9 protein-coding genes are annotated in these 14,442 nt (G+C 65.3%); 4 read left to right on the top strand and 5 right to left on the bottom strand.

Annotation, left to right across the window (positions count from 1 at the left end; all coding sequences use genetic code 11):
* Positions 1-8: 8 nt before the first annotated feature.
* Positions 9-1,175 (bottom strand): bifunctional glutamate N-acetyltransferase/amino-acid acetyltransferase ArgJ, encoded by a 1,167-nt coding sequence (gene argJ / locus ABEA18_RS13265; protein WP_284989303.1) that lies wholly within the window; start codon positions 1,173-1,175, stop codon positions 9-11.
* Positions 1,172-2,203 (bottom strand): N-acetyl-gamma-glutamyl-phosphate reductase, encoded by a 1,032-nt coding sequence (argC, locus tag ABEA18_RS13260; protein ID WP_345449849.1) that lies wholly within the window; start codon positions 2,201-2,203, stop codon positions 1,172-1,174. Before argC ends, argJ begins: the two co-directional genes overlap by 4 nt.
* A 183-nt stretch (positions 2,204-2,386) precedes the next feature.
* Between argC and ABEA18_RS13255 the strand changes: the two genes are divergently transcribed.
* The 4 genes from ABEA18_RS13255 (at position 2,387) to ABEA18_RS13240 (ending at position 10,031) form a co-directional block, all read left to right on the top strand.
* Complete coding sequence (locus ABEA18_RS13255; RefSeq protein ID WP_345449848.1) at positions 2,387-3,475, top strand: fatty acid desaturase family protein; 1,089 nt, start codon at positions 2,387-2,389, stop codon at positions 3,473-3,475.
* 135 nt (positions 3,476-3,610) lie between these two features.
* The gene (locus tag ABEA18_RS13250; RefSeq protein WP_345449847.1) at positions 3,611-4,576 is read left to right on the top strand and encodes a quinone oxidoreductase family protein; all 966 of its coding nucleotides are present in this window, start codon (positions 3,611-3,613) and stop codon (positions 4,574-4,576) included.
* Positions 4,577-4,741: 165 nt separating this feature from the next.
* The gene (locus ABEA18_RS13245) at positions 4,742-8,572 is read left to right on the top strand and encodes a Pls/PosA family non-ribosomal peptide synthetase (protein ID WP_345449871.1); all 3,831 of its coding nucleotides are present in this window, start codon (positions 4,742-4,744) and stop codon (positions 8,570-8,572) included.
* A 100-nt stretch (positions 8,573-8,672) separates the two neighbouring features.
* A complete protein-coding gene (locus tag ABEA18_RS13240; protein ID WP_345449846.1) occupies positions 8,673-10,031 on the top strand; it encodes a M1 family metallopeptidase in 1,359 nt (452 codons plus the stop codon).
* A gap of 13 nt (positions 10,032-10,044) precedes the next feature.
* Here ABEA18_RS13240 and ABEA18_RS13235 read toward each other — a convergent pair whose 3' ends face one another.
* From ABEA18_RS13235 to pheS, 3 genes are all read right to left on the bottom strand, one after another.
* Complete coding sequence (locus tag ABEA18_RS13235) at positions 10,045-10,668, bottom strand: 4'-phosphopantetheinyl transferase family protein (RefSeq protein WP_345449845.1); 624 nt, start codon at positions 10,666-10,668, stop codon at positions 10,045-10,047.
* Positions 10,669-10,748: 80 nt separating this feature from the next.
* The gene (gene pheT / locus ABEA18_RS13230; RefSeq protein WP_345449844.1) at positions 10,749-13,298 is read right to left on the bottom strand and encodes a phenylalanine--tRNA ligase subunit beta; all 2,550 of its coding nucleotides are present in this window, start codon (positions 13,296-13,298) and stop codon (positions 10,749-10,751) included.
* A 2-nt stretch (positions 13,299-13,300) separates the two neighbouring features.
* Positions 13,301-14,362 (bottom strand): phenylalanine--tRNA ligase subunit alpha, encoded by a 1,062-nt coding sequence (gene pheS / locus ABEA18_RS13225; RefSeq protein ID WP_078105647.1) that lies wholly within the window; start codon positions 14,360-14,362, stop codon positions 13,301-13,303.
* Positions 14,363-14,442: the final 80 nt, after the last annotated feature.

Below are 14,442 nucleotides of genomic sequence, written 5' to 3'. Positions count from 1 at the left end.
CATCCCGTCTAGCTCGAGTAGGCGCTGTTCTCGTGCACGTACTCGTGCGTGAGGTCGTTGGTCCAGATGGTGGCCTCGGCGTCGCCGGCCTGCAGGTCGATTTCCACGAGCACCTCGCGGGGCTCGAGATCTACCAGGTTTCGGTCGTCGCCGATGCTGCCGTTGCGGCAGATCTGGATGCCGTTCATGGAGACGTTGAGCTGGTCCGGTTCGAAGACCGCGTCCGTGGTGCCCACCGAGGACAGGACGCGGCCCCAGTTCGGGTCCTTGCCGAAAATGGCCGTCTTGAAGAGGTTGGAGCGGGCCACGGAACGGCTGACGATTTCGGCGTCGCGCTCGCTCGCCGCGTTGAATGTGCGGATGGCGATGTCGTGGCTGGCACCTTCTGCGTCGCCGATCAACTTGCGGGCAAGCTCGGCGCACACCTGGGTGATTCCTGCGCCGAGCTGCTCGGCGGACGGGATGGCCTCGGAGGCCCCGGAGGCCAGCAGGACGACCGTGTCGTTGGTGGACATGCAGCCGTCCGAGTCGGTGCGGTCGAAGGTGACGCGCGTGGCGTCGCGGAGGACGACGTCGAGCTCTTCCGCCGGGACCTGGGCATCAGTGGTGAGCACCACGAGCATGGTTGCGAGGCCTGGCGCCAGCATGCCGGCGCCCTTCGCGATGCCCCCGACAGTGAACGAGTTGCCTTCGGAGTCGGTGCCGCTGAAGACTGCTTCCTTCGCCACGCTGTCCGTGGTCATGATCGCCGTAGCGGCGGCAGGACCGCCGTTCTCGGAGAGTTCCGCGAACGCCGCTTCGATGCCCGGGATGATCTTGTCCATAGGCAGCTGCTCACCGATCAGTCCGGTGGAGCAGACCACGACGTCGGAGGCAGAGATCCCGAGCACGGCTGCCACTTTCTCTGCGGTTGCGTGCGTATTTTGGAATCCCTGGGGACCGGTGCAGGCGTTGGCGCCGCCGGAATTCAGCACCACTGCGTCAACGCGCCCGTCGGAGAGAACCTGGCGGGACCAGTGCACGGGAGCCGCGGCGACGCGGTTCGAGGTGAAAACGGCTGCCGCGGCTTTCAGGGGGCCGTCGTTGACAACCAGGGCAAGGTCCGGATTCCCGGATGCCTTGATGCCTGCTTTGACGCCGGCGGCCCGGAATCCCTGGGGGGCGGTGATGGTCACGGGGCAACTCCTTGGACGTTGAGGCCGGCGGATTCGTCCAGGCCGAGGGCAATATTCATGGACTGCACAGCGCCGCCGGCGGTCCCTTTAGTCAGGTTATCGATGGCGCACGTGACAACCACGCGGCCGGAGTGCTCGTCGAAAGCCAACTGCATGACGGCGTGGTTGGAACCCTGCACCGATTTGGTTGTGGGCCACTGGCCTTCGGGCAACAGGTGGACGAACGGTTCGTCGTCGTACGCTTCAGCCCAGGCACTGCGGAGTTCGGCAGCGGTGACGCCGGCCTTGACCTTGGCTGTTGCAGTGCTGAGGATGCCGCGGCTCATGGGCGCGAGGGTGGGAGTGAAGGACACGGTGACCGGTTCGCCGGCGGCGTTGGAAAGTCCTTGTTCGATCTCGGGGGTGTGGCGGTGGCCGCCGCCCACGCCATAGGGACTCATGGAACCCATGACCTCGGACCCGATGAGGTTCACCTTGGCCGCTTTGCCGGCACCCGAGGTGCCGGAGGCCGAAACAATCACGACGTCGTCCGGCTGGAGAAGCTTGTTGGCGAAGCCAGGTGTGAGGGCGAGGAGGGCCGACGTCGGGTAGCAGCCGGGTACGGCAATCCGCTTCGCCCCCTTCAGTGCGTCGCGCTGGCCGGGGAGTTCCGGCAGCCCGTAAGGCCAGGCCCCGGCGTGCGCCGAGCCATAGAACTTTTCCCATGCCGCGGGGTCTTCGAGCCGGTGGTCCGCGCCGGCGTCTATCACCAGTGTGCCTTCCGGCAGCTGTGCCGCGATCCCGGCCGAAGCTCCATGCGGGAGGGCAAGGAACACCACGTCGTGCCCAGCAAGGTTTTCCACGCTGGTGTCTTCGAGAATCCGGCTGGCCAAACCATGGAGATGCGGCTGCAACTCCCCTAGTCTGGAACCGGCATTGCTGTGCGCAGTGATGGCACCGATGGTGACGTCCGGATGGCCTGCCAGGAGGCGCAGCACCTCTCCCCCGGCATAGCCGCTGGCACCGGAGACGGCAACAGAAATAGTCATGGCACGACTATACAGCAAAACTATTCATGGTTGCCGATATTTATGCATGATGTTTCGAAGCCCCCAAGAGGGCAGATCCCGGCAGGGCCGATTTGGGGGCGTATGCTGAGTAGAGGGTGATCTAGACCGTGCAGCCGATCGTCGGTTGCGCGTTGCCCGTTATTTATTACGGGGCAACTGCATATGTCACCGACTTCCACCACGGAACGTCCTACTAAAGGCGTCCGGCCGCCTAACGCCGTCGTGCTCAGCTATTCCGAGCTCCTCAAGACCGTCCGCGCGGAAGGTCTCTTAAAGCGCCGAGTCGGCTTTTATATCAGCGTTTTTGCTGCTTTGGTCCTCCTGCTGACCGGTACCTGGTTCGGCTTCGCGCTGATCGGTCCCAGCTGGTACCAGCTACTCATCGCCGCAGCCCTGGGCATCCTTTGCACCCAGCTGAGCTTCCTGGCCCATGAGGCCGGCCACCGCCAGATTTTTGCCTCCCGCAGGGCCAATGACTGGTCCGCCCGCATCCTGGCCACTTCGGTTGCCGGCATCAGTTACTCCTGGTGGGAACAGAAGCACGGCGCACACCACAACAATCCGAACGTGATTTCCAAGGACCCGGACATCAAGACCGGAGCCCTGGCCTTCCACGTTGAGGCCGCCGCAGGCAGGCAGGGACGCTTCGCATTCCTCACTCGCAGGCAAGGCTGGTTCTTCTTCCCGCTCCTCCTGCTTCTCGGCATCAGCCTGCAGTGGGAGTCGTTGATGTACATCTGCCGCCCCGGAGCCATCAAGCACCGCTGGGTGGAGACCCCCATCCTTCTGGCACGGCTTCTCGCACTGCCGGTCCTCGCCTTCACCTTCCTGCCGATTGGTATGGCATTTGCCTTCCTGGGCGTCCAGATCATGGTGTTCGGCTTCTACATGGGTGCTTCCTTCGCCCCGAACCACAAGGGCATGCCGGTTCTGCCGACCGACTCGCGCGTCGATTTCCTGCGTCGCCAGATTCTGACCGCCAGGAACATCTCCGGCGGACCCTTCATGAATATCCTCCTGGGCGGCCTCAACCACCAGGCGGAACACCACCTGTTTCCGGACATGGCCCGCCCACACTTGCGCCGCGCCTCGGAGATCGTTCGAAGCTACTGCGAGAAGCACTCCATCGCCTACACCGAAACCACGTTGATGCAGTCCTACGCCATCGTCGTGAGGTACCTCAATGAGGTCGGACTCGCCGCGGGCCGCGGCTTTGACTGCCCTGTTGCATCCGCGCACGGCAGGAACTGACACGCCCGGAATACCACCGGACACATTACGGCGAACCGCGGCCCCAAGCCGTTGACTGGACACTCGACGGACTCCGCTCCCTAGGATGGTTGTGTGAATGCGGGCACGAAAGTGCCTCGACGGAGAAGGAGACCCATGACGCATGCAATCATTGCCCGGCAAGCAGGAGGACCCGAAGTCCTCGAAGTCACCGAGGCAGAGGTTCCGGTCCCGGGCCCGCGCCAGCTCCTCGTCAAGGTTGCAGCCGCCGGCGTGAACTTCATTGACACTTATCAGCGCAGTGGCACCTACAAGGTCGAGTATCCGTTCACCCCCGGCTCCGAGTCGGCCGGCACCGTGGTGGCCATCGGCGCGGACGTGGTGGATTTCACCATCGGGGACAGGGTCGCTACCGCTGAAGGATCCCGCAGCTACGCGGAGTACACCCTGGTAGACGCCGACAAAGCGCTTCCGGTACCGGACGGCGTCGACGACCACACAGCGGCAGCCCTGCCGCTGCAAGGAATGACCGCGCACTACCTGATCAACTCATCTTTCCGCGTGGAACCGGGCCAGACGGTCCTGACCCATGCAGGCGCCGGAGGCGTGGGACTCATCCTGACGCAGTTGCTCAAGGCCCGGGGCGCCCGCGTCATCACCACGGTCTCCTCGGACGAGAAGGAAGCCCTTGCCCGGGAAGCCGGCGCGGACGAGGTCCTGCGCTACGCCGGATTTGCGGACAAGGTCCGCGAACTCACCGACGGCGTAGGAGTCAATGTGGTGTACGACGGCGTCGGCAAGGATACCTTTGACGGTTCCCTTGCGAGCCTGCGCATCCGCGGCTCTCTCGTCCTGTTCGGGGCGGCGTCCGGACCCGTGCCTCCCTTTGACCCGCAGCGACTGAACGCGGGCGGATCGTTGTCCCTGACACGCCCGACGCTTGGCCACTTCCTGCAGAACCCGCAGGAGCGGCGCTGGCGTTCGGCCGAAGTTTTCGGCGCTGCCGCCAGCGGTACGCTCAAGGTCCGGATTGGCGCAACGTACCCGCTGGCCGAAGCCGCCCAGGCACATCGCGATCTGGAAGCCCGCAAGACCACGGGCAAGGTACTGTTGGTCCCATAATCGAAGCAACGGCAACGCGACCGCTGACACTTTTTGTTCACCTCAATCCGAGAAGCTTCGAACGTGACCCAGGAACATGAAATCCCGGCGGACAGCTTGGAATTGCAAGTAGTGCATCTGCCCCAGCTGCAAGGCTCGGCAGCCGCACCGCCGGCACGCACGCTCATGGAGATCCTCCAGGACACGGCCCGGAGATTCCCGGAGGCCTCGGCCCTCGATGACGGGCACAAGTCGCTGAGTTATTCCGAGCTCTTGGCGCAGGTGCGCGGTTTTGCTGCCTCGCTCAACGCAGCGGGGCTGGGCCCCGGAGACAAGATCGGCGTGCGGGTCCCCTCTGGATCCAACGATCTCTATATCGCAATCCTGGCGATCCTCTCGATTGCGGCCGCCTATGTGCCTGTGGACGCGGACGATCCCGAGGAACGGGCTCGGCTGGTTTTCGGAGAAGCCAAAGTGTCCGCCGTCGTCACCAAGGGCCGCAGGATCGAAGTGTCTGCGGAGCGCCCGGCACCGCACCCGGCTCCGCGTTCCCCAAGGCTGGATGACGATTCCTGGGTCATCTTCACCTCAGGTTCCACGGGCACGCCAAAGGGTGTTGCGGTGCAGCACCGTTCCTCCGCCGCTTTTGTTGACGCCGAAGCCCGGATTTTCCTCCAGCAAGATCCCATAGGCCCGCAGGACCGGGTCCTCGCGGGCCTTTCAGTGGCCTTCGACGCTTCCTGTGAGGAGATGTGGCTGGCGTGGCGGAACGGTGCCTGCCTCGTCCCGGCCCCGCGCGCCCTGGTGCGTTCCGGCATGGACCTTGGCCCCTGGCTCATCAACCACGGGATCACAGTGGTGTCTACCGTTCCAACGCTCGCGGCCCTGTGGCCGACGGAAGCCCTCGAGAACGTGCGCCTGCTCATTTTCGGCGGCGAAGCCTGCCCGCCCGAACTCGCTGAACGCCTCGCGGTGGACGGCCGCGAAGTGTGGAACACCTATGGACCCACCGAAGCAACCGTCGTGGCCTGTGCGGCTCCCCTGGGCGGGGATGGCCCAGTCCGGATCGGATTGCCGCTGGACGGCTGGGACCTCGCCGTCGTCGATGCCGCCGGGGTTCCGGTCGCAGAAGGCGAGACGGGCGAACTGATCATCGGCGGCGTCGGAATGGCCCGCTACCTCGATCCGGTCAAAGACGCCGAAAAATACGCTCCCATGCCGTCCCTGGGGTGGGAACGTGCGTACCGCTCCGGCGACCTCGTCCGTTACGAGGAAGCCGGTCTCATCTTCCAAGGCCGCGCGGACGAACAGGTCAAGCTGGGTGGCCGGCGCATCGAACTCGGCGAGATCGACGCCGCCCTGCAGGCCCTCCCGGGAGTCGCAGGTGCCGCGGCCGCGGTCCGCACGACGGCGGCAGGGAACCAGATACTGGTCGGCTACCTGGCTCCGGCCGGACCCGAGGATATCGACCTCGCCGCTTCCCGCGAGTTGCTCACGGAAAGCCTTCCGGCCGCGCTGATCCCCCTGCTGACGGTCGTGGATTCGCTTCCGACGAAGACCAGCGGCAAAGTGGACCGGCATTCACTTCCCTGGCCGTTGGCGGGAGCGGGCGCGGCGGATGCCGACAAGGCACCCCTGAACCTGCCCGAGGACGCCCAATGGGTCGTTGAGCAATGGGAAAGCGTCCTCGGCTCCGGCGTCACCTCGCTCGACGCCGACTTCTTCGCCTATGGTGGCGGCTCCCTCGCCGCTGCCCAGCTCGTCTCGGCGCTGCGCGTGCGGTACCCCACCATTACGGTGGCCGAAATCTACGCGACACCCCGGGTCGGCGCCCTGATCGACGCCGCTCGCCAGTCTTTGCCCGAAGGCGGCATCCAGGGACCGGCGGCCGAACGCACGGTCCGTCCCACCTCCCGGAAATCGCAGATCTTCCAGACCCTGATGGGGATCTTCCTCAACATCCTGGTGGGCATGCGTTGGCTCACGTACCTCATGGCCGCGAACCATTTACTGGCCGACTTCGCCGGTTTCACAGCCGCTCCCGTGGTGTCCTGGTGGTGGATCCTGGCATCTTGGCTGGTGTTCGTCAGCCCGCCGGGACGCATGGGCATCTCGATTCTCGCCGCGCGAACCCTCTTGCGTGGAGTTAGTCCCGGAACCTACCCGCGCTCAGGCAAAGTCCACTTGAAGCTGTGGCTGGCCGAACAAATCCAGGACCTTTCGGGCGCCATCAGCCTCGCCAGCGCTCCGTGGGTTCCGTACTACGCCCGGGCGCTGGGTGCGAAGATCGGGAACAACGTCCATTTGCACTCCTTGCCTCCCGTCACAGGACTCCTGTCATTGGGCAGCGGCTGCAACATCGAACCCGAAGTGGATCTCTCCGCCTGGTGGATCGACGGTGACCACGTCCACATCGGCGCCATCCATGTAGGTGCAGGCGCCACTGTGGGCTCCCGCAGCACGCTCATGCCGGGAACCAGCATCGGCGCGGGTGCGCGCGTGGAGCCCGGTTCCGCGGTGTTGGGCAAGGTCAAGGCCGGGCATCTTGTTGCCGGCTCCCCCGCCGAACGCCGCGGCAAAGCCAAGAATGGCTGGCCCGAGACCCCGTCGTCGCACCATCTGATCGGCAGACTCTGGTTTGCGGCATTCGCTGCGGCCTCGGCGCTGCTTGCCTTGATCCCCTACATTTCGGCATTCGTCGCGGCGATGGTCATCCTGGCCTTCATCCAAGGCAGGAGTTCCCTGCAGGATGCCTTCCCGGAACTCCTGCTTGCCATTCCCTTGGCGGCACTGGCCTGGTTCCTGTGCAATCTCCTGCTGATCCTCGCGACCACCCGGATGCTCGGCGTCGGTCTCAAGGAGGGGTACTACCGGGTCCGCAGCCGCGTCGGCTGGCAGGTTTGGGCCACCGAACGCGTGCTGGACATGGCGCGGGACCTGCTCTTCCCCATCTACGCCAGCCTCTTCACCCCGGTGTGGCTGCGCCTGCTGGGCGCCAAAGTAGGCCGCAATGTGGAGGCTTCCACGGTGTTGCTGCTGCCACGCATGACGACCATCGGCGAAGGCGCATTCCTCGCCGACGACACCATGGTGGCTTCCTACGAGCTCGGCGGCGACTGGATGAAGATCGCGCCGGCCAAGATCGGCAAACGCTCGTTCCTCGGCAACTCCGGTATGACTGCCGCAGGCCGCAGCGTTCCCAAGAACTCACTCGTCGCGGTCCTGTCGGCGACGCCGGCCAAGGCAAAATCGGGCACCTCCTGGCTGGGCAGTCCGCCCGTCAGGCTGCGCCGGACCGCCGTCAACGCAGATCTGAGCCTCACCTTCAACCCACCGCTGGCCCTCAAGACCAAACGGGCCCTTTGGGAACTGTGCCGCTTGGTGCCGGTCATCTTGACCGTGGGGATCGCCGTCGGCATCATGGTGGTCCTCGACTGGATCGCCACCGAGACCTCCTACTGGCTTGCCGCCGTCCTTGGGGGCGTCGTGGTCCTCGCCGCGGGTGCCGTTGCCGCGGCAAGTTCGGTCGCCGCGAAATGGATACTGGTGGGACGCATCAAAGAGGGCGAGCACCCCCTGTGGAGCTCATTCATCTGGCGCAACGAAGTGGTGGACACCTTCATCGAGATGGTCAGCGCTCCCTGGTTTGCGCGTTCGGCATCCGGCACGCCGGCGTTGGTGTGGTGGCTCCGGGCCCTCGGAGCGAAAATCGGCCGGGGTACCTGGTGCGAGAGCTACTGGCTGCCGGAAGCCGACCTCGTCACTCTCGGCGAAAGCTCCACGGTCAACCGTGGCTGCGTGGTCCAGACACACCTCTTCCACGACCGCATCATGAGCATAGACACGGTGGTCCTCGGGGACGGCGCCACGATGGGCCCGCACGGCGTCATCCTGCCGCGCGCGAGCATCGGGGCGGGCGGAACGGTCGGACCGGCGTCGCTGGTCATGCGCGGTGAGACTGTTCCCGCAGGCACCTACTGGATGGGCAACCCCGTCAGCCCGTGGTCAGGACCGTAGCGTAAATTAGCAACAGGGCGTGAAATACCAGCCCACGACAACAGCAGCACAACGAGCTATACGGAGGCAGCCAGCACACATGAGCCCTAGCGAACCAGGAATGACCACAACTGCCGCCGATCCCTACACCCTGCACCACGGAAGCACTGCATTCCAGGTGCTGAGGTATGAATTGGATCTGGACTACAGCCTGGGCAGCAACCGGCTCAACGGCCGCGCCGTGCTTCGCTGCATGGCCTTCGAAGACGTGGACTCGGTGATGCTCGATCTGGTGGGCCTGAAGGCTTCCAAAATCCTCGTCGACGGCAAGAAAGTGCCGAAGTTCAGTACCCGCGGCGAGCACCTCGTGATCACCACCAAAGACCGCTTGCGGGCAGGCCAGCACTTCACGGTTGAACTCCGCTACGACGGCAACCCTAAGCCGCGCCGGGGCCTGTGGGGCGAAGTCGGGTGGGAAGAGCTCGAGGACGGCGTGCTGGTTGCCGGGCAGCCGAACGGCGCCGCTTCCTGGTTCCCGTGCAACGACCATCCGCGGCACAAGTCCAGCTACTTGATCAGTATCACCACCGACGACAACTACCGTGCGATCTGCAACGGCCGCCTCGTCTCCCACAGCAGGAAATCAAGCCGCGAAACGTGGGTCTACGAACAGGCCGAGCCGATGGCAAGCTATCTCGCCACGGTGCAAATCGGACGCTACCGGCTTCACCAGCTCAGCCCCGCCCTCAGTGGGGTCCGCACCGGGACGGCCCATCATGCAGAAGCCCTGCGGCAGGCTCCGGTGCCCCAGTTCGTTGCGGTCTCCCCCGGTTTGTTGACCGAGGCCCGCGAAGGCCTGGCTCGGCAGGCCGACATGATGCGCACCTTTGTGGAGTGTTTCGGTCCGTATCCCTTTGCCGAATACACGGCCGTGGTGACCGAGGACGAGCTGGAAATCCCCCTTGAGGCCCAGACCCTCTCGATCTTCGGCCGGAACCACATGGAGCAATCGTGGGATGCGCAGCGCCTCATCGCCCACGAGCTATCCCATCAGTGGTTCGGCAATTCGCTCACTGTGAGCAGTTGGCGGGACATTTGGCTGCATGAGGGCTTCGCCTGCTACGCCGAGTGGATCTGGTCCGAGGAGGCCGGCGTCATGTCCCTCGCCAACCGGGCAAGGGCTGCGTGGCGCAAGCTCGACGCCGGGGCCCAGGACCTGGTGATCGGAGACCCCGGACCCGAGCACATGTTCGATGACCGCGTCTACAAGCGCGGGGCCCTCGCCCTCCACGCCATCCGCCTTGAATGCGGTGACGCGGCGTTCTTCGGATTGTTGCGGCACTGGACCGGGGCCAAGCGCCACAGCTCGGTGTCCACGGCGGAATTCATCGCCGCGGCCAACGCTTACGTCCCGGGGCTCGACGCGGCCGGTGTCCTGGAACCGTGGCTGTACCAAGCAAGGCTGCCCGCTTTCGGCTGATCCTGAAATTCGGCTAATCCAAGGATTCAGCGGGCGATACCGCGAGGGCAGCAACCAGTCCGGCAGGAAGATCACGGCCGTCGGCGCTGGCCGGAAGCTCCAGGTCCCACAGCCCCGGCCTATCAAGCACCTCGAGGGAATCCGGGGCCACCCTGAGCCCTTCCCCCGTCATCTTCAACAAGGCTTCCTTGCGCGCCCACAAGCGTGCGCGCTCTTGCGCCCGGCGCCCGGGTCCCAGCGCCTTGAGATGGCGCCGCTCCTGTGCGGTCAGGGCAACGTCGTCAAAGCCGGCGAACTCCGTACCCGTCGCATTCTCCAGATCGACGCCCACCCGGAGCCCCGGTTCCGGATGCACGACGGCGGCAAACAACACCCAGCCCGACGACCGTGAGGCGCTGAGCGCCAAGGGTGCGGGGCCGCCGTCGAGCACGTATCCAGGCCGGCCATGCGCGATGTCCGGACCAGCACCGCATTCCGGGCACTCATAGACCGCCTGGAGCTTCGAGGCTGGAACACCCAGGAGGGTCGCGGCAAAGTTCTGCTGGGCCAACCTGGACGCCAGGAATTCCAGTCGCAGGACCGGGGCCATGGCGTCTGCCCGAAGGGTCTCGGCCGGAGACAGCAATTCCGCCGCCATCTTCTCGATGGCGGCGGAATCGGCAAGATCCAGGGACTGGAGGTGAACAGCCAGCCCTTGGATCCACGGGTTGATACTCGTCAGCGCTGGACTGCTCCGAATCGCTCTGCCGCGACGGCGACGGCGGCCTCGCGTGCCTCCGATGCCTCGTCGGCGGTCAAGGTGCGGTCCGTGGCACGGAACCGCAGCCCGAAGGCGAGCGACTTCTTGCCGTCTTCGATACCCTGGCCCGCGTAGACATCGAACAAGGCGACGTCTTCGAGGAGTTCGCCGGCGCCTTCCCGCAGGGCGGACAGGACGGCGTCCGCCGGAACCTCTTGCGGCACCACGAGGGCAACGTCCTGCGTGGCCACCGGAAAACCGGAGATGTGCTTGGCAACAATGACGTCCGGAGCGGCGTCGAACAGTGCGTCCGCGTTGAGCTCGAGCGCCACGGAGCGTGCCGGCATGTCATGTGCGGCGAGCAGCTTGGGGTGCAATTCGCCGGCGTAGCCCACAACGTCGCCGGAGCGGAGCGCCAACTGGGCGGCACGGCCCGGGTGGAACGCCTGGTGGCTGCCTTGGCTGACCACGAGCTCCACTCCGAGGACGTCGCCGACGAGCCGGGCAACATCCAGGGCGTCGGCCCAGTCCCAGGCCCGTGGAGTGTGGGACGCGGCTGCCGGGGAATCATGGCCCGTCAAAACAGCGGCGATGTGCAGCGGCTGGTCCGGGACGCCGTCGTACAGTCCGTCAAGGACCTCGTCGGAAGGCTTGACGCCCAGCGGCGGGATGGACGCCGTGCCCAGCTGGCCGTCGGGAAGGAACACCGAGCCTGCCTCGAAGAGCGCGAGGTCCCGGAACCCGCGGGAATGGTTGCGGCGGGCAACCTCGATCAGGCCGGGAAGCACGGAGGTACGCAGGTAACCGTGTTCCTCGCTGATCGGGTTGGCCAGTTTGAGGGCGGTGCGTGCGGCGCCCTCTTCTGCCACGCCGAAGGTGTCATTGGCCGACTTGGAGACGAACGGGTACGAGAGGACCTCGGTGAGCCCGGCGTCGGCCAGCGCCTGGACCACGCGGCGTTTCTGCTGCTGGGTCCGGGTCAGCCCGCGGCCGGGAGGGGCGACGGGAAGCGTGGCCGGGATGTTGTCGTAGCCAACCAGCCTCGCGATTTCCTCGGAGAGGTCTTCCTTGGTTTCCAGGTCATTGCGCCAGCTCGGTGCCGTAACCACATAGGAGCCGCCCACCTCGTCCCTCAGGACGATGGCGCCGAGGTCCTTAAGGGAACCCGTGATCTGCTCATCCGTGAAGTCGATGCCGATCCTGGAGGCCGCGTAACCGGCCGGCAGCTCGATGGTCACGGCGTCCGGTGCTGTCCCGACGTCGGTGCCGGCTTCGTCTGCCGTTCCACCGGCCAGTTCAACCAGGAGGTCAACGACGCGTTGGGCAGCAACGTTGGCAACCTGCCAATCCACTCCGCGTTCGAAGCGCTTGGACGCCTCTGACGGCAGCTTGTGCCTGCGGCGGGACCGCCCGATCGAGACCTCGTCGAAGTGCGCAGCCTCGACCAGGATGTTGGTGGTCGAATCGGAAACCTCGGTGTTGGCTCCGCCCATGACGCCGGCGATGCCGATCGCGCCGGAGTCGTCGGTGATCAGGAGGTCTTCGACGTCGAGCGCACGCACTTTGTCATCGAGGGTGGTGATCTTCTCCCCCGCGACGGCGCGGCGGACCACGATGTCGCCCGAAAGCTTGTCGAGGTCGTAGCAGTGGTTCGGCTGGCCGAGTTCCAGCATCACGTAGTTGGAAATGTCCACAGGCAGCGAAATGGAGCGGATGCCTGCCAGGCGCAGCCGGGAGACCATCCACGGCGGGGTGGGGCGGGTGGCGTCCACACCGCGGACCGTGCGGGCCACGAAGCGGTCACAACCGGGCTTGCCGTAGATGGGAGCGTCGTCGTTGAGCTTGACGCCGTAGCCGCCGGAGAGTGCCGCAGGGGCATTGACCTTCGCTGCCGGGTCCGTGAAGACGGTACCGGTGGCGTGGGCATATTCGCGGGCCACGCCGCGGATCGAGAACGCGTAGCCGCGGTCCGGAGTGACGTTGATTTCGGCGGCTTCGTCGTAGAGGCCAAGGAGGGTCATGGCGTCGGTGCCGATTTCGGGATCCAGGCCAATGCGGGAAAGCACCAGGATGCCGTCGTGGTCCTCACCGATGCCGAGTTCACGGACGGAGGCGATCATGCCTGCGGACAAGTGCCCGTAGGTCTTGCGCGCGGAAATGTGGAAGTCACCCGGGAGCACGGCGCCCGGGAGGGTCACCACAACCTTGTCTCCCTCGACGAAATTGTGGGCACCGCAAATGATGCCCTGTACGCCGGAGGGGTCGATGCCCTTGCCGGTCAGTGTCTGCTCCTGGCCTTCGGGGACCACGCGGACCTGGCACCAGTTGATGGTCTTGCCGTTGCTCTGCGGTTCCTTGACGAGGCTCAGGACCTGGCCCACAACGATCGGACCCTTGAGTTCGTCCGTGGGGCGGTGGACCGCTTCTTCTTCGAAACCGACCTTGACGAGTTCCGCCATGACGTCTTCGGCCGTTGCGTCGGCCGGAACCTGCGCGAATTCACGCAGCCATGAAAGTGGGATACGCACTGTTAGATCTCCATCCCGAAGTGCTCGCTGAAACGTACATCGCCTTCGATCATGTCGCGCATGTCGCCGACCTCGTTGCGGAACATGAGCGTGCGCTCGATGCCCATGCCGAAGGCAAATCCTGAATACTCGTCCGGGTCGATGCCGGCAGCGCGCAGGACGTTGGGATTGACCATGCCGCAGCCGCCCCATTCGATCCAGCGAGGGCCGCCCTTGGCACCGGGGTGCCAAATGTCCAGCTCCGCGGACGGCTCGGTGAACGGGAAGTAGTTTGGACGCAGGCGGATCTGTGCCTCGTCACCGAACATCTGCCGGGCGAAGTGCTCCAGAGTTCCGCGCAGGTCAGCCATGCTCAGCTTCTTGTCGATGGCAAGGCCCTCGAACTGGTGGAACACGGGCGTGTGCGTGGCATCGAGTTCATCGGTGCGGAATACCTTGCCCGGGCACAGCACATAGATGGGCACTTCGCGCTCCAGCATGGAACGTACCTGCACCGGGGAAGTGTGCGTGCGCATGAGCAGGTGCGCCTCGGGAGGCTCCACGAAGAAGGTGTCCTGCATTTCGCGGGCGGGGTGGTCGGGTTTGAAGTTGAGGGCGTCGAAGTTGAACCACTCGGACTCGACCTCGGGCCCTTCGGCGATTTCCCAGCCCATGCCGACGAAGATGTCAGCCACACGGTCCTGCAGCGTGGACAGCGGGTGGCGGGCGCCGGCACGGCGCCGACGCGGCGCTGCCGTGACGTCGACGGTTTCCTCCACAAGGATGCGGGCGTCATTTTCGGCTTCGAGCACAGCCGTCCGTGCCGCGAGCGCCTGGTTGACGCGGCCACGGGAGGAACCCATGAGCTTGCCCGCGGCGGCCTTCTGCTCCTTGGGCAGGCCACCGATTTCACGGTTGGCAAGGCTCAAGGGCGACTTCTCGCCAGTGTGCGCCAAGCGGACGGCTTTGAGTTCTTCGAGGGAGGATGCGGCAGCAATCGCGGCGACGGCTTCCTCAACGGCAGCGGTGATGGCGGCTTCATCCAGAGGGTTCGGGATGGCGGCGCCCGGCAAAGTGTCAGTCATCTACTGTTCTTAGCTACGAGTCGGAAATGGTCTTCACCAGGCAGAGCCATGGCAAAAGCAGGAGCGATGCTCGCTGGACG

The organism is Arthrobacter gyeryongensis (assembly GCF_039543785.1).
GTDB lineage: Bacteria > Actinomycetota > Actinomycetes > Actinomycetales > Micrococcaceae > Arthrobacter > Arthrobacter gyeryongensis.
The sequence above is the reverse complement of the archived record's forward strand: the minus strand, read 5'-3'. Positions and strand labels throughout refer to the sequence as shown.

Coding starts and splice junctions, on each gene's coding strand:
- ABEA18_RS13245 (WP_345449871.1), top strand. CDS start 4,742: ATGGAGATCCTCCAGGACACGGCCCGGAGATTCCCGGAGGCCTCGGCC.
- ABEA18_RS13235 (WP_345449845.1), bottom strand. CDS start 10,668: ATGGCGGCGGAATTGCTGTCTCCGGCCGAGACCCTTCGGGCAGACGCC.
- ABEA18_RS13240 (WP_345449846.1), top strand. CDS start 8,673: ATGACCACAACTGCCGCCGATCCCTACACCCTGCACCACGGAAGCACT.
- ABEA18_RS13250 (WP_345449847.1), top strand. CDS start 3,611: ATGACGCATGCAATCATTGCCCGGCAAGCAGGAGGACCCGAAGTCCTC.
- ABEA18_RS13255 (WP_345449848.1), top strand. CDS start 2,387: ATGTCACCGACTTCCACCACGGAACGTCCTACTAAAGGCGTCCGGCCG.
- pheS (WP_078105647.1), bottom strand. CDS start 14,362: ATGACTGACACTTTGCCGGGCGCCGCCATCCCGAACCCTCTGGATGAA.
- argC (WP_345449849.1), bottom strand. CDS start 2,203: ATGACTATTTCTGTTGCCGTCTCCGGTGCCAGCGGCTATGCCGGGGGA.